Source organism: Vibrio tubiashii ATCC 19109 (assembly GCF_000772105.1).
GTDB lineage: Bacteria > Pseudomonadota > Gammaproteobacteria > Enterobacterales > Vibrionaceae > Vibrio > Vibrio tubiashii.
Genome location: NZ_CP009355.1, coordinates 836,754 through 852,116, shown reverse-complemented (window position 1 = coordinate 852,116; position 15,363 = coordinate 836,754). Strand labels below are relative to the sequence as shown.

13 protein-coding genes are annotated in these 15,363 nt (G+C 44.3%); 7 read left to right on the top strand and 6 right to left on the bottom strand.

Annotation, left to right across the window (positions count from 1 at the left end; all coding sequences use genetic code 11):
- Positions 1-36 precede the first annotated feature (36 nt).
- Together IX91_RS18930 and IX91_RS18925 are read right to left on the bottom strand one after the other, a co-directional pair.
- On the bottom strand, positions 37-3,165 hold the full coding sequence (locus IX91_RS18930; RefSeq protein WP_004743202.1) for a chitinase C-terminal domain-containing protein: 3,129 nt from the start codon (positions 3,163-3,165) through the stop codon (positions 37-39).
- 384 nt (positions 3,166-3,549) lie between these two features.
- Positions 3,550-4,434, bottom strand: coding sequence for an AraC family transcriptional regulator (locus IX91_RS18925; protein ID WP_004743201.1), 885 nt, complete (start codon positions 4,432-4,434; stop codon positions 3,550-3,552).
- A 141-nt stretch (positions 4,435-4,575) separates the two neighbouring features.
- Between IX91_RS18925 and IX91_RS18920 the strand changes: the two genes are divergently transcribed.
- Together IX91_RS18920 and IX91_RS18915 are read left to right on the top strand one after the other, a co-directional pair.
- A complete protein-coding gene (locus tag IX91_RS18920) occupies positions 4,576-5,724 on the top strand; it encodes an iron-containing alcohol dehydrogenase (RefSeq protein WP_004743200.1) in 1,149 nt (382 codons plus the stop codon).
- Between the two features lie 62 nt (positions 5,725-5,786).
- Complete coding sequence (locus IX91_RS18915) at positions 5,787-6,410, top strand: lysoplasmalogenase (RefSeq protein WP_004743199.1); 624 nt, start codon at positions 5,787-5,789, stop codon at positions 6,408-6,410.
- Here the strand turns inward: IX91_RS18915 and IX91_RS18910 are convergent.
- Together IX91_RS18910 and torS are read right to left on the bottom strand one after the other, a co-directional pair.
- Positions 6,407-6,934 (bottom strand): GNAT family N-acetyltransferase, encoded by a 528-nt coding sequence (locus IX91_RS18910; protein WP_004743198.1) that lies wholly within the window; start codon positions 6,932-6,934, stop codon positions 6,407-6,409. The genes IX91_RS18915 and IX91_RS18910 overlap by 4 nt on opposite strands.
- Positions 6,935-6,936: 2 nt before the next feature.
- Positions 6,937-9,828 (bottom strand): TMAO reductase system sensor histidine kinase/response regulator TorS, encoded by a 2,892-nt coding sequence (gene torS / locus IX91_RS18905; RefSeq protein WP_004749142.1) that lies wholly within the window; start codon positions 9,826-9,828, stop codon positions 6,937-6,939.
- Positions 9,829-9,908: 80 nt separating this feature from the next.
- Between torS and torT the strand changes: the two genes are divergently transcribed.
- The 3 genes from torT (at position 9,909) to IX91_RS25925 (ending at position 11,830) form a co-directional block, all read left to right on the top strand.
- Positions 9,909-10,925, top strand: coding sequence for a TMAO reductase system periplasmic protein TorT (torT, locus tag IX91_RS18900; protein WP_004743831.1), 1,017 nt, complete (start codon positions 9,909-9,911; stop codon positions 10,923-10,925).
- Positions 10,926-10,934: 9 nt separating this feature from the next.
- Positions 10,935-11,390, top strand: a complete 456-nt coding sequence (locus tag IX91_RS18895; RefSeq protein ID WP_004743830.1) for a methylglyoxal synthase — start codon at positions 10,935-10,937, stop codon at positions 11,388-11,390.
- Between the two features lie 239 nt (positions 11,391-11,629).
- Positions 11,630-11,830: a hypothetical protein gene (locus IX91_RS25925; protein ID WP_004743829.1), complete on the top strand. Its 201-nt coding sequence runs from the start codon at positions 11,630-11,632 to the stop codon at positions 11,828-11,830.
- Here IX91_RS25925 and IX91_RS18890 read toward each other — a convergent pair.
- Together IX91_RS18890 and IX91_RS18885 are read right to left on the bottom strand one after the other, a co-directional pair.
- Positions 11,827-12,474 (bottom strand): HAD-IA family hydrolase, encoded by a 648-nt coding sequence (locus tag IX91_RS18890; protein WP_004743828.1) that lies wholly within the window; start codon positions 12,472-12,474, stop codon positions 11,827-11,829. The genes IX91_RS25925 and IX91_RS18890 overlap by 4 nt on opposite strands.
- Positions 12,475-12,695: 221 nt before the next feature.
- On the bottom strand, positions 12,696-13,202 hold the full coding sequence (locus tag IX91_RS18885) for a hypothetical protein (RefSeq protein ID WP_004746808.1): 507 nt from the start codon (positions 13,200-13,202) through the stop codon (positions 12,696-12,698).
- Positions 13,203-13,468: 266 nt separating this feature from the next.
- Here IX91_RS18885 and IX91_RS18880 point away from each other — a divergent pair, with 266 nt between their 5' ends.
- Both IX91_RS18880 and IX91_RS18875 read left to right on the top strand, forming a co-directional pair.
- On the top strand, positions 13,469-13,936 hold the full coding sequence (locus tag IX91_RS18880) for a CreA family protein (protein ID WP_004746809.1): 468 nt from the start codon (positions 13,469-13,471) through the stop codon (positions 13,934-13,936).
- 111 nt (positions 13,937-14,047) lie between these two features.
- On the top strand, positions 14,048-15,352 hold the full coding sequence (locus tag IX91_RS18875) for an inosine/guanosine kinase (protein WP_004746812.1): 1,305 nt from the start codon (positions 14,048-14,050) through the stop codon (positions 15,350-15,352).
- The last annotated feature ends 11 nt before the right edge of the window (positions 15,353-15,363 follow it).

The window sequence follows — 15,363 nt, the reverse complement described above, 5'->3', positions numbered from 1 at the left end:
GTGGAATGCCAGGGCCTTGTACTAAGCAAGATTCACTTACTGAGGGCAAGTAACCTCATCCCAAAACCAGTTTGACTGAGTCGGTGATTCCCATGTACCGGGATTATTCTTGGCAACGAAACATTTTCCATTGTAAGAATAGGTGTCACCATTGATTGCTTGGGTCACGCCTGGCTCCCATGCTGTTACAGTACCGGTGTTACCTCCATTACTACCACCGTTGTTTCCACCATTAGACAAATCCGCTAGCGGTAAGTCTGGTTGCTCAAATTTAAATGCGTAATCTACTCCGCTCAGATTTACAGTGTAATTCGCAGGCCCAGAGATAGGTAGGTAGTAGACCATATCAAGCTCGTAAGTCCCACCGACAGGCAGTTCTTTCCAGCTTGGCAGACTAAATGCGACTCTGTGCATTGGTCCATCAAGGCCACCAATGTTGTTCGCTCTTGTGTGGCCAGACGCGATGACTTTTAACCCGCCACCCGATTGATCTTTAGCATTATCAGGAGCCGAAACTGGGATATCGAATTGGAACTCAGTACCACCAGGAATGGCTTGCCCTGTATTGTTCGTGAAGGTCACTTTAGGGTTGATTGGGTAGTTCTGATCACCCACTTTAAAGCCGCCGATCGTCACTGCTATATCAACGGCCTCGGTAGGTATTGCGCCCGTTGAAACCTTATTGCCATATGGCGTCGCAGACTTAAACTTATCGTAGATAGCTTTCGTCATGGTGTTACCCATATGGTACTCACCAGTTCCATTTGCACAGGCTTGCTCAGTCAAGTCGACAGAGGTACGCTGTCCATTCTCAATCAGATAACAGTTGTAGTCCCCTGCTAGCTCCCAGAACATAATCCCACCGATCTCTTTGTTAATGACGTAGTCCGCTTTAACAGAAACCGAAGCTTCATCTTCAGTGGAAAGGAAAACATTCTTTTGTGCGTTCCATAGCCAAGGTGCAACCGCAACGCTGTCATAGTGTCTTGTATAGGTGCCAACCAATTGATCACTCGGATCATTAACAGGATCTAAGCCATAAGCGGCGCTGTACGTACCCCATACTCCCTTCTCTAGGTTTTTAGCATGCCACATTGGGCCTGAGCCCGCCCCCATTTCGTTGCCTTGAGGATCTTTATCATGCCACATGTTATCGATGCCCATCGCACCATTACCACAATTGTTCTTCTCGCCTTCCCCTGTTCCTTCAGGGCATTGGGCTTGATTTGGTAAGGCAGCGCGGCCCCAAAGACCATTAGTCCCACCTGTCACATCTTGCCAACCGCGAGTGTAGTATGGAACACCAATGTTGATACGACCTGCTGGCATCGAACCGCGGAAATAGTGGTAAGCCCAGTCGGTGTTCAAGTAGCCAATACCACCATAGGCGGCCGTACCATAGACATTCCACTGCGCTAACTCTGAGTCTTCTCCTGTATCGAACAACGCAGCATTGTGTCCTACATGATCATTCCATGCTCCATGTAGGTCGTAGGACATGATGTTGACGTAATCGAGGTATTTGGTGATATCAAAAGTTTCCATGCCTCGCAATAGATATCCAGATGATGGCGCCGCAATAGTTAACATGTAATGAATACCGTCTTGCGCTGAAGCTGCGTCGAGCTTCTCACGTAAAACTTTCATTAACTCTTGGTAAGAAGCCCACAAATATGGGCGTCGCGGCTCCATAAAGGCTTTATCATAAGGGTTTCCTGCACCTGCCATTGACGTCGGATATTCGTAGTCAATATCCAGACCATCGAACTTATAGGTACGCATCATTTCAACGGCTGAAGCGGCAAATTTTTCTATACCTGCGTGGTTAATTGATCCGTCGACATTGGTTGTCATGGTGTAGAAACCACCATCAGCAACACGATTACCATTGGCATCAAAATGACCACCAGTTTCAGCCCAGCCACCAATAGAAATCAGCGTCTTAACACCATAGCGCTGTTTATAAGTCGCTAACGCACCAAAGTGCCCTTTAAAACCCAGTGTTGGGTCAATATCTACCCCTGGCCATTCTTTACTGGTTGCTGCATTGTTTGGATCGTTGACATCACCTAAGTTCACTTTCCCATCAGAACCAATACCAACAAAGGCATAATTAATATGAGTCAGTTGTTCCCATGGAATATCTTTGACGAGGTATGAGGCTTGTGGGTCATCACCCGCACGCCAACTAGTGAAATATCCAATCACGCGACGCGGGTGATCCGCTCCCATCTGCTCACGACCTTCGCCATCGTAGACGGTACAGTAAGGAACATTCACGCCTTGTGTCTGATATAAACCGTCTGGACGACAATTAGCAACCGGCGGTACACCGTTAACGACGAGAGTAACAGGCGTCGAATTAGTACTCGCCCCTAGATTGTCTGTTGCAACGGCATACACCGCAAGATTGCCAGCTTGCACCGTTGTGTAATTCAAAGTGTAAGGCGCAGTAGCGGCAGTACCCACCAAACTACCACCAACATAAAAGTCTACTTTATCAACTGACCCATCCGCATCCGCTGCATTAGCCGTAAGTGTCACTGCACTTCCTACATCTACCGAGTTGGTCGATAGCGCAACATCGACTGTTGGTGCAATGTTATCAGGATTTGCAGAGACGACATTTATTGTCACGCTACTGACTGTACTCTGAGCGCCCGCATCATCATAAGAAACCGCACCGATTTGATGACTGCCAACGGTAGCGGTCCAAGCCACACTATAAGGAGCTTGTGTCGCTTGACCAACCACAACACCATCAACAGAAAACTCCACCTTGGTGACCGTTCCATCGACATCTGACGCGCTTGCAGAAATAGTGACAGCGTCACCTTGAGTGATTGCATCAGAGGCAAGAGGAGACGTCACTGACACCGTTGGAGGCTCATTTCCTCCAGTAGCATCACACGCTCCTAAATGTTTCCAGTGACCCCATTCGCCCGACGTTTGGGTTGGGTTATTTCCTTGCGTCCAATAATTAGCCTGATAACCCTCGCCCAAGTGTTGAACTTGATCACCAGTGTTATAAATGGTCGATGAATCCCAAGCTCCGAGAGGGCTGCAGTCAACTGCGGCGTAACTGTTAAATGCCATTAAACATGACGCGCTAAGAGTACTAAGGGTAAATACTCTTCTAGCCGTTCCTGACGTTGATTTATGCATTTCATTTATCCTTAAGTTGTTGTTTAAACGCTTTAATTTCTATGTTTATCAATAAGATTGAACACTTAAATTTTCGCGTAAAATAACCCTAGATAAGAATGCCAAAATGACACGTGTTGTTTGGTCAGACTATAAAATGACTCGCAATTTACAGCTCAATATATGCAACAAGCTGACACTTAATTTGCATCAATAACTAGTTTTACTTGGTTATTGATAAAAAAATAAGCCCCTTCATCATCACTGAAAAAGGGGCTTATCACAGAAGATTGACTAGATCTCCTATAGGGAAACGAGAATAATTCGCTTTGTTTTTATAATATTACTCAAACTTGAGTTAAAAAACACTGTAAATTTGTAAAACCTGATTTCCTCTTTTTACAGTTAGCTAACAAGTTTGGCTTTCGGGGTTTCATTGAAGTGGCGTTTAAACTCCCTAGAGAACTGAGAAGTACTGTTGTATCCCACTAAACGAGCGGCTTCTCCAACTTTAACCCCCTCTAACTGTATCAGCTCCCGCGCTTTATCCAATCGCACCTTTTTAATGTACTGGATTGGTGATGCTAAGGTGACACTCCTAAAGGCTTGGTGAAACGCAGAAACACTCATATTTGCTTGTTCAGCAAGATCTTGCACTGTTACGGAAGCTGTATAGTTCTGATGGAGGTAATCAAGCGCTTTTGCCACTCGTGCGTAATGCCCCTCATGGCGAGCGAGATCGAATAACACATGGCCTTCTTTGCTCATTAAGGCTCTAAACGCTAACTCCTCCATCAAACTATCGCCTAACACCGCTAGCTCAATCGGATTACAAAGTGCTTTCATCAACCTTTTGCAGACACCGAGCATATCGTCATCCATAGCAACAGATTTAAGACCGGAACGTACACTGCCATCGGCACAAGGCTTGTAACAGTTCATAGTTTCCAGCTTGTTCACGAGCCGGTGCAGTACTTGTGGGTCAATATCGATACTTAAACCTAGCAAGGGTTCTCCATCAACAGCGATTGCTTCACACTCTAAAGGCATTGGTACGCCGACAACGAGATAGTCATCAGGTCCATATTGAACAGGCTGATTACCAAGGTAGATGTTCTTTTTACCTTGTCCAAGCACAATAACGCCAGATTGATAGACAAAAGGTCGACGCGTGTTTCCCTGACTACTTCGATAAAAGTAGAGCCCTTCGATTTCAGTTTTAGCAATGCCTTCGAGTTGATCGAAACCTTTCATATCGACGTATTGCTGCATAAGTTCTGCGAGTGACATTTTTGCTCCGCTAAAATTAATCTTGGAGAAATAGGCATAATATTTGGAGTAATTGGCCTTTATCAAGCTAAACTCCACTACTAATATGCATGTTAGCGATAAAGATTACAATCCATAACTGGAAGCAAGAGGCATAACACAATGCAATTTTCATACGTTAACCCAACCCAAATTCAATTTGGTCAAGGTCAAATTCAAAGCATTCAATCCATCATCCCTACCGATCAAAAAGTACTTGTTATTTACGGTGGCGGTTCAATTAAAAGCAATGGTGTTTATGATCAGGTTTCGCAGGCTCTGAGCAACCACACTTGGAGTGAATTTTCCGGCGTAGAGCCAAACCCAACAAAAGAAACTCTCGATAAAGCCGTGGCTTTAGTCAAGCAACAAGGTATCAACTTCATACTGGCAGTGGGCGGTGGTTCGGTCATCGATGGCTCAAAATATGTCGCGGCTGCTGCGAAATATGACGGTGATGGTTGGGACATTATGGTTGGCAAACATCAAGTAACTGAAGCCGTGCCGCTAGGCGCTATCTTAACGTTGCCAGCTACAGGGTCAGAGTCAAACATGGGCGCTGTGATTACAAAAGCAGAAACTCACGACAAACTCCCGTTCATGACACCGCATGTACAGCCTAAGTTTGCGGTCATGGACCCAGATGTAATGAAAACTCTGCCAGAGAAGCAATTAATCAATGGTATTGTCGATGCATGGGTTCATGTCTGCGAGCAGTACTTAACTAACCAACACGGCGCTATGGTTCAAGATGGTTACGCAGAAGCGCTGCTTAAAAACTTAAAAGTGTTAGGTGCTGAATTTGCACAGCGCGACAATGATCAGTGGCGTGCAAACTTGATGTGGACAGCGAACCAAGCACTTAATGGGTTAATTGGCTCGGGCGTTCCGCAAGATTGGGCGACGCATATGATCGGTCACGAATTTACGGCGCTTTGGGGTGTTGATCACGCACGCTCACTCGCTATCGTACAGCCTTCTTTGCTACGTAATCAATTTGCCGTTAAGAAGACAAAACTAGAACAGATGGGTATTAACGTATTTGGTCTAGAAGCGACAGACGATCTTGCTGAGCAAACCATAGTAGCGATTGAATCTTTCTACCAATCGCTAGGTGTTGCCACTCAATTTAGTGAGTACGAAACTGATAAAGAACAGGCCGTTGACTCTGTGATTAATCAACTGACGCAACACGGCATGGTTGCACTGGGCGAAAACCAAGCGATCAACTTAGAGCAAAGCCGTAAGATCCTTGACCTTGCTATTGCGTAAATTCAGCTAAGTTATTAATCTAAAAAGCAGCATTCGCTGCTTTTTTTGTATAAGAAGGATTTATGTGGCTATTAATTACCCTAACGTGCGCAATACACGTATGGAGTATTAACCAAAGCAATCGTTGGATTTTTTATTTATCGAAGCCGACACCGATCTTTCTTATGTCTATTATTGTCTTTGGCAATCAACTAGCCCAGGCAACCTACGCCCTGTGGATTGGCGTTGGCCTGATCTTATCTTGCATAGGCGACATTTTTTTAATGCACCCAAAAGATAAGTTTATACAAGGTCTTAGCGTTTTTTTACTTGCCCACTTTGCTTATAGCATCGCATTTTTCAGTGCGGTAGATATGCAAATTAATGTCTGGATATTGTTAACACTCCTTGCGATTGGAACGCTTGTGTATCTACTGTTATTGCCAAACTTAGGTCGTTGGAAGCTACCTATCGCCGTCTATAGCTTAGGAATATTGATGATGGCTTGGGGCACCATTGAGCATTGGAATTCATCTTTAGGCTCTGGTGCGGGCTATGCCGTGTTAGGCGCATTCATTTTCATCGTGTCGGATGTTGTACTGGCGGTGGATCGTTTTCGTAGCCACTCAGCATACTCGCGTCACGTTGTGATGATCACCTATTACACGGCTCAAACCTTGCTGACTTTGTCAGTCGTCACTTCTTAGGCCGATACCTGAAAACGATAAATTAAGTCATCGTAGTATTTACCACCTAGTAAATAGGCATCTTTTTCACGTTCAGCTAAGGTAAAGCCAGCTTTCTCAAGCACTTTGCATGAAGCAATGTTTCCGTCGGTCACAATCGCATTGACCGTTTTAATCGGAAACTCACTAGTAGCATGATCAATCAAAGCAACTAAAGACTCCGTTCCATAGCCTTTACCGTGGAATTCTGGCAGTAATAGATAACCTACTTCTACTTCATCCTTGCTTTGTTCAGAGACACACAAGCCTGTCACGCCAACAGCATCACCGGACTCTTTTTCTCGAATCACCAGACACAACCAATGGCTGTCCGGCCAGCTCCACGCGGGTAACCTCGATGTAAAACGCTCTCGGATTTGCTCAGTAGACGGTTTATCGAAAGCGTAACGAATCACATCTTCATCTTGATTTAATCGTTCAAACAGCGCCCAATCATCTTCCGTGATCTGAGCCATGGAAAGTTTTTTTGATTCAATTTGGTTCATATCTAATCTAATAATTCTTTCAGTGCCTCGTTCGATTGCGAAACAAGCAAAGTTAACCCGGCTTTGTGTTGTTGATAACACTCTAAGGGGTTGGGAGACTTTTCTATCTCCAAGCAAAGATCGTATAAAGAGTCTAAGCCTAAGCTGCCCGCAGAACCTTTTAACTTATGTGCTAACTGTACCGTGTTATGCTGATTCTCTTGTTTAGCAGCGGCATCGAGTTGTTCAAGTATTTCATCAGCCCCCTGATTAAACATCAGGCTGATTTCTTTCATTTTGTCTCTGCCTAATACTTCCATATCAGCCAGAATAACATTCGGATTAATAATTGACCGTTTTTGCATGCCTATTTCTACATCACAATCATCACTTTGGGCAAGTAACAGAGGCTTCCCTTCTAAACTATTTTGAATTACTTGGCATAATTGATCCTTATCTAATGGTTTAGGTAAGTAACCATCAAAGCCTGCTGCTAAGTAACTTTCAACCTCTTCGTTGTATACGTGCGCAGAGACGGCAATCATCGGAACAACGTTTGTAGTCCCTTGACCAAGCTCATATGTCTTAAAATCTTTGAGTAATTCTGCGCCGTTACAATCGGGGAGATTTATATCCATCAACACCAAATCGAACTGCTCTTGTTTAAACAAAGAGAAGGCCTTTTCGCCAGTCACTGCTGTATGTACCTCGTGGTTCATACTTTTCAAGAACCCTTCTGCAACCATGCAATTGACCGGATTATCTTCGACAAGCAAAACCTTAGCTTTGATTCGACAATCAGTGGTTACTTCTAGCTCTTCAAACTCCTGACCTAGTGTTAGTGGGATAGAAAACCAAAAACAGCTACCTTCACCGACGCTTGAGTCTACAAACAATTGTCCGCCCATTGCTTCAACAATTCGCTTACTGATCGCTAAGCCTAAGCCCGTCCCGCCTTTTGATCCCATGCCACCAGCTGCTTGGGTAAACGCATCAAACAAGGTCAGTTGTTCGTCTGCACTGATCCCCACTCCGGTATCGGAAACCTCGAACATGATGTGCTGTGGAGTATCTGGATCAAGCGACACATAGATATCGACATTGCCTTGTTCGGTAAACTTAATCGCGTTACCAACCAGATTATTGAGAACCTGACTGATACGAGTCACGTCACCAAACCAGTATTTTTCAACATCGCTTTCGATACAGTACTCAAGCTGCAAGGACTTTTCCTTCGCTCTGCCCAATAGCAGTTGCTTGGTATCATCGACCATCGCAGGAAGATTAAAATCAACCGGGCGGATCTCAAGATGTCCCGCCTCTATTTTTGAGTAATCTAAAACATCGTTGAGAATGGCTAATAGTGTCGTACCGCTGCGATTGATCACGTCAACATAGTGCGCTTGGGTACTGTTGAGACCGGCATCTTTAAGCAGGCGTGCTGTACCAAGAACGCCATTCATCGGTGTACGAATTTCATGGCTCATTGTAGCTAAGAAGGCGGATTTAGCTCGGCTAGCTTGCTCGGCTTCTTGACGCGCTCTGGCGTGGTTCTCTACTTCCTCATTTAGGCGGGTATTGGCATTTTGCAGCTGATGTGTTCGCTCAGCAACTAGCTCTTCAAGATGACCTTTGTGTTCTTCCAATTCTCTCTTGGCGGCCGCTTCACTCTCTGCAACCACCTTTAACGCTTTCGCTGTGTTGCGCGCGGTAATTATCGCTTGGCCCATATGAGCCAGCTCGTCGCTCCCTCTCACTTTGAGGTCAACTTCAAGCTGTCCTTTGGCAATCGAAAGCAACGCTGAAGAGTACTCAGCGAGTCGTTTAACGACCGATACATAGACGACCTTCCACACGATAATGACCACTATCAACATACCCAATATTGTGATGATCGTTAGGGTCAACTGTGCGTAATTTAGTGTGGTTTTTAACTCAGCGACGGCACGTGTCGTTGCCGAGTTCGAATCATCGACAAGCTTGTTTACCGTTGTGTTTAGTGTCGAAAACTGGGTAAGCGTATCTTGCATCAACTGCTGTGCTGAAAGTTCGTTCTCATAACGTTGAGTGAGAACATCAAACACCACTTCCCTTTGTTCTAACTTATCAAGTAAGGCCGTCATCTGAGCGGAACGCGTTGGATCTTCTACCGCTTGAACTCGACGCTTCATAATGCTCAAGTTGTTGTTGAATTCTTGGCGTATGGTGCGAATACGATCAATATCAGAGATCGTGCGTGTCTCTTCAATATGATTAAGAAGCTTAAAAGCGAGTAGATGGAGCTCGTGTAAACGCTCAGCCAAATCGAGATCGACTTCCACTAAAGTATCGAGCGCCTGATAAGCCTGATCTTTTTTGTTTTTTTCCAGCAGCGCATAGATATGCGTAACGTTAGCTACAGCAATGGTCGACGTGTTTGCAACTTGTGTACGAGTAAGCTGCTCTAACTCCCTCGCTAGTTTTCTTAGCTCTTGAGTTCTTATCGCAAGATCATCACTAAGAAATAACCGTCTTTCGACAACAATTCCCAGTTTTGCCAACGTATCAATAACACCTTGTACGTCTGATTCCAATCTATCTAGCAATGACGAGTCAAACGAATCCGAACCCAACTGCTTTATATGCGTGAGCAAGGTTTCGAGTTGCGAAAAGAGCTCTTTACCTGACTCTTGACGTTCTGCTTCAGTTTTAGCGTTCGAGAGTGTCTGTACAGATGAGATGATCCGCGAACTGAGTTCCGAAACCTGACGAGCTTCGATCATCGAAGGGATTGCAGAGTTAACCACGTTGCGCTCGGTTTTTGCTACGGACGAAAATCCGAACATACCGATCAATGCGGATATTAAAACCAGCAGCGCCATGGCCAAAAATGACAGCAACAATTTACGGCCAATACTCGCTTTAGCAAGTAACATTGAGAATCTTCACTTCTTAACTCTTCTATAATGCGCTATATTTTGCAGTGTTTATTCGCCCATTACCAACGAAATGCTGCATGTCTTTGATCTCCGCAATCAAAACACCTAAAACATTGACTTCGTCGATACTGCTCACCCTTTTCCTGTTCTCTGCCAGTACCTATGCTGCTCAGCCTCCTCGTATCTGTGCTATCTACCCACATCTTAAAGATTCCTATTGGCTGTCAGTCAATTACGGCATGGTGGATGAAGCCGGCAAACAAGATGTCGATCTTCGAGTTTTAGAAGCAGGTGGTTACCTCAACTTAGACAAGCAACGTGAACATTTGGCGTTGTGTGTCAAATGGGGAGCGGACGCGATCATTTTAGGTACGGTAGCACCCGACCTATTTTATTCATCACTGAGTACTGTCTCTTCATCAGTTCCTGTGTTTGCAACAGTCAACAAACTCGTGGTTGATCCACAAAACCAATCCGCTTTAAAAGGGGAAGTTGGCGTCGACTGGTATTGGATGGGCTACTACGTCGGTGATTATCTAAAATCTAAGCACCCTGCGGGCTCTGGGCAAACCAATATTGCCCTATTACCCGGACCTCAATCCAGTGGTGGCACTAAACCCGTGATCCAAGGGTTTTACTCTGCTATTAAAGGTAGCGACATTAATGTTGTCGACACCTACTGGGCAGACAATGATAAAGAGCTGCAACGCAACCTAGTTCAAAAAGCCATTGATAACAAAAATATTAATTATATAGTAGGAAGCGCAGTCGCGATTGAAGCAGCCATTAGCGAGTTACGTAGCGCGAACAAAGCCAACGATATTGGTCTTGTTTCGACCTACTTAAGCCACGGCGTATACCGAGGGCTATTGAGGAGCAGAGTTGAATTTGCCCCAACGGATAAAATGGTACTGCAAGGCCGCCTCTCGATTCAGCAAGCCGTGCACTATTTGCGTGGTGAAAACTATAACAAAATCGAAGCGCCTATTATTGAGCCGCTAACACCGAATAATTTGAACCCTGAAGTGATAGCGCAATCTCTATCCCCTTCAGAGTATCGACCAACATTTTACGTATATAACGAAAACAATTAGGAAGTCTAAATGGAAAAAACGACGCGTACCCTGCCTGCACACAAACACGTCGCGCTTGTCGCACATGACAACTGCAAACCTGAGTTACTACGTTGGGTAAAAGAGAACAAAGAAAAGCTACAACGTCACTTCCTCTACGCAACAGGCACCACGGGATCTATGCTGAGCAAGGATACTGGTTTAGCGATTAAAAGTATGATCAGTGGCCCGATGGGCGGTGACCAACAGCTGGGTGCTTTAATCTCTGAAGGCAAGATTGATGTACTGATCTTCTTCTGGGATCCACTCAATGCGGTTCCGCATGACCCAGATGTTAAGGCACTACTGCGTATCGCAAGTGTATGGAATATTCCTGTCGCGACAAACCGTGCAACGGCCAAGTTCATTATTGAATCTGAGCTCATCGAACAAGAAGTGGATATCGAAATCCCTGACTATGAAGCTTACCTTGCCAACAGAACATAAGTAACAAAAAACAAAAAGCTCGCGAGACTGCGAGCTTTTATCAAATCTGATTCTTCTACTATCTTCCCAATATATGAAATGCTTCTCAATATTTGCGGATAATTCCATTTATTGAGCAATACAGCGATCCATTCGACTAAAATGGAATTGTCAGGCAAACAACGCCCAGTTATCCTGTCGAGGAACATTACAAAATTAATAATATATTGTTTCTATTGTCGCTGCCGGGAGATTCCCCCATGAATAAAGATGAAATGCTCAACGATGTGCTGTGCTGTCCGTTATGCGGTAGCGAGGAGTACTTGCTATCTGATAACAACAACATGCTTTGCGCAGAATGTGGGTCCTTTTTTGAAAATGTCACACAGCTCAATCCGACTCATGCGCTACTGCATAAAGTAGGTACAACGCCAACAATTTCCCAGACTGCCCTACATTAAAGCATCTCTTCAAGCTCCCGTAGGTGGCTTATTTTTTTCAGATCTAGCGTGTGATGCTTGTTGTTTAATCCAGTTAAATGAACAGTTTGCACGCCAGCTCTCACTCCAGCTTCGAGCCCTTTTGGCGTATCGTCCACATAAATACAATCTTCGAGCTTAAAACCCATGTTCATTGCACTGTAAAGGATAAGATCAGGTTCGGGTTTCCAGCTATTGGTATCAAATGCAGAGAATATTTTCCCTTTAAAAAACGGTAACAACCCAGTCAACTCAAGGCAGCGCTCGATTTTGTCTCTCGGACCATTAGAAGCCACACAATATTCGACACCATTCTCATTGAGGTAATCCAAAACCTCGAACACCCCTTCCATTGGCTGTAACTGATCTTCAAACAGCAAGTCGAGTTTTTGGCGGTAGACAGGTTCGAGTCGATCGATAGAAACATTAACATTTAGCCTTTGCTTGGTCGCCGCTAAGATGTCTGCTAGCTTCCCCCCCTCAAAATGACTGACCGCTTCATCCATCGATAATGAAGCGCCAAAATGGTTAAACGTATCGCACAACGCTTGGCAACACAGCCTTTCGCTATCGACTAAAGTACCATCACAATCAAAAATTACACATTGAGCTTGAGGCCTTGCCATATCACTATCCTCTTAATTTTCTAAGAGAAATAATAAGGCAGATAGTAGTATTTGAAATGACCAGCTTAACATTTCACTGGTTTATTGGAGATTTATAATCAGAAGTTTAAAGCGCATCACCATTTACCACTATTTAGGTAAACAAGGCGCTATCAGTGAGGCAGAGTAGTAGAACTTAGTCTAGTTTAAGACTCACTCCTACTCGTTTCCTATAAGTGCAATTAGCTTTCAACGAACAAACTAAGGTCACCGTCATTGGAGATGCCTAATTTGGCGCACAACCCAGCAATAAAATCTTGTTTGCTTAGCTGCGCTGACTCGTCTTTGACAACGATATCTGAAATCAGTGAAGCATCTTCACTTTCTGTAACGATCGCTGCTGCAACCGCTTCTCCCGCTTTAAAACCTAAATACAAGCTGCATGGCTCAGAGTAAATGATTTGCGAAAGGAATTCTAAAATCAGATCTTTGTCGGCTTGGTTTTGCCAACGGCGTGCCTGTAACAAGGCAAACATAACGGTTAAACGATGAAAATCAACTAGGAAGATATCATCTTTGCCAAAGACACTCGACTCAGTCGGCACTGACTCTAATTGATCATATTGGCACGAGGTGACCTTTTCTTTATACAGTGCTAACCCAGCGATACTCTCTTTTGTTGGGTATTCAACATCGACTTGTTGATAAAGCCATTCATTTTTGATTTCAGCAATCTTAGGTATCGTCATAACGTCGGTTAGACCTGTACTCGCTTAAGGAAGTTAGGCTGAAGCTTACTAGATAACACCTTGACCTCTCAAGTCTTTTAAAACGTGATTCAGTAAACTATTCAAAAACCTGATATGCTATCAGTACTCTATTTGCATCTTGTCTCTTTAAGCTGAATGTTAGTCATTTTTGAAACGACAGTGTTGGTATTTGCCTTTATCGTTTCTTGATTGCCCTGATACTTGAGCCAAAGATTCGGATAACTAAACAATAGCAAGGATTTAGAATGAAAAAACTGCTCACCGCAATGCTTTTAACCGGACTATTAGCGGGTTGTTCTGACAACGAAGTTGGCGATGTTTCGCTTGGCGTTTTTACATTGAAAGACATTAAGATCGAAAACCTAAAAGATGATGTCGTCACAGGTGTTACCTGCCACATTGCTTCTATTGAAGCGGATTTTAGCCTTGCAGACCCAAGCGATAGCTCTATCTCGTGCCGCCAAACGGGCGATATCACCCCAGAAATGATCGCTCAGATTGATAAGAGTAAATCTGGTGAAGTTGTATTTAAGAAATCTAAAAGTATCTTTTTCAAATCGATGAAGGTTAGACGCATCTACGATGCAGACAATCAGACGCTTCTTTACCTCTCATACACAACCAAAGAAACTGACGGCAGCTTCAAGCACAGTTTATCAACCGTGCCGCTCTGGGGAACAAAAGCCTACGGTAGCTTTACCAAAGAGAAATAGCTCAATTAAGTGCCAATCGTGTCCGATTGGCACTTTTTTATGTAATAAATATGAAAGCAATCTTAATTTAATGTGATATTATGCGGGAAAATTTCCAACTCCACTTTAAACATGAAGTTTCCCGGACAGCGCAAATCTAAGCACTACTTTCCAACTCACGCCCGTGATCCACTCGTCAATCAGATGAAACAAACACCAAAACTTTACCGCCCAATTGTGGTAGGTGTTGGTCAAACAATCGTTGATATTGAAGCCAGAGTCGATGATGAATTTCTCGCGAAATATGACTTGAGTAAAGGACACTCTCTAGTTTTAGAAGAAGCCAAAGCCGATGCTCTGTACGAAGAGCTTGTAAAACGTGAACTGATCACTCACCAATACCCTGGCGATACGATCGGCAACACGCTTCACAACTACTCTGTGCTTGCAGACAGCAAGTCAGTATTACTTGGCGTTATGTCGCGCAATATTGAAGTGGGCTCGTTCGCCTACCGTTACCTATGTAGAACCTCTTCTCGTATGAACCTTAACCATTTACAAATGGTTGAAGGATCAATCGGTCGTTGCTACACCCTAATTTCTGAAAACGGTGAACGTACCTTCGCAATTAACGAAGGCCATATGAACCAACTGCGCCCTGACAGCATTCCTGAAGATGTGTTTGATAAGGCCTCTGCCCTTGTGGTTTCTTCATATTTAATGCGCGGAAAGCCTGAAGATCCAATGCCTCAAGCTGTTGCTCGCGCAATCGAGATTGCTAAATCGAAGAATGTTCCCGTTGTCCTGACTTTGGGTACAAAATGGGTAATCGAAGGCAATGCAAAGTGGTGGCAAGACTACATTAAAGAAAATATTGCTATCGTCGCGATGAACGAAGAAGAAGGCGAAGCCTTAACTGGTGAAAAAGATCCTCTTCTTGCTGCTGACAAAGCACTCGAATGGGTAGATGTGGTTCTATGTACCGCTGGTCCAGTTGGTCTTTACATGGCAGGTTACACGGAAGAATCTGTTAAGCGCGAAACAGAATTACCGCTATTGCCGGGTAATATCCCTGAGTTCAATAAGTACGAGTTCAGCCGCGCAATGCGCAAGTCAGACTGTCAGAATCCAGTAAAAGTGTACTCTCATATTGGTCCGTATCTAGGTGGCCCACTTGAGATAAAAAACACTAACGGTGCTGGTGATGCAGCTCTGTCTGCACTGCTGCATGATATGGCGGCGAATAGCCATCATCAGGTCAATGTACCAAATTCATCAAAACATGATCAGCCATACCTAACTTACTCTTCACTATCGCAAATTTGTAAATACGCAAACCGCGTTAGCTATGAAGTGTTAACTCAGCACTCACCTCGCCTAGCGCGAGCGCTTCCAGAGAGGGAAGATAGCTTAGAAGAAGCTTACTGGGACAGATAAAATTCAAGAGC

Bases quoted from the DNA above. Each gene is read 5' to 3' on its own strand.
- torT (WP_004743831.1), top strand. From the start codon at position 9,909: ATGTCTTTGATCTCCGCAATCAAAACACCTAAAACATTGACTTCGTCG.
- IX91_RS18875 (WP_004746812.1), top strand. From the start codon at position 14,048: ATGAAGTTTCCCGGACAGCGCAAATCTAAGCACTACTTTCCAACTCAC.
- IX91_RS18910 (WP_004743198.1), bottom strand. From the start codon at position 6,934: ATGAACCAAATTGAATCAAAAAAACTTTCCATGGCTCAGATCACGGAA.
- torS (WP_004749142.1), bottom strand. From the start codon at position 9,828: ATGTTACTTGCTAAAGCGAGTATTGGCCGTAAATTGTTGCTGTCATTT.
- IX91_RS18915 (WP_004743199.1), top strand. From the start codon at position 5,787: ATGTGGCTATTAATTACCCTAACGTGCGCAATACACGTATGGAGTATT.
- IX91_RS18880 (WP_004746809.1), top strand. From the start codon at position 13,469: ATGAAAAAACTGCTCACCGCAATGCTTTTAACCGGACTATTAGCGGGT.
- IX91_RS18885 (WP_004746808.1), bottom strand. From the start codon at position 13,202: ATGACGATACCTAAGATTGCTGAAATCAAAAATGAATGGCTTTATCAA.
- IX91_RS18925 (WP_004743201.1), bottom strand. From the start codon at position 4,434: ATGTCACTCGCAGAACTTATGCAGCAATACGTCGATATGAAAGGTTTC.
- IX91_RS18895 (WP_004743830.1), top strand. From the start codon at position 10,935: ATGGAAAAAACGACGCGTACCCTGCCTGCACACAAACACGTCGCGCTT.
- IX91_RS18920 (WP_004743200.1), top strand. From the start codon at position 4,576: ATGCAATTTTCATACGTTAACCCAACCCAAATTCAATTTGGTCAAGGT.
- IX91_RS18930 (WP_004743202.1), bottom strand. From the start codon at position 3,165: ATGCATAAATCAACGTCAGGAACGGCTAGAAGAGTATTTACCCTTAGT.
- IX91_RS18890 (WP_004743828.1), bottom strand. From the start codon at position 12,474: ATGGCAAGGCCTCAAGCTCAATGTGTAATTTTTGATTGTGATGGTACT.
- IX91_RS25925 (WP_004743829.1), top strand. From the start codon at position 11,630: ATGAATAAAGATGAAATGCTCAACGATGTGCTGTGCTGTCCGTTATGC.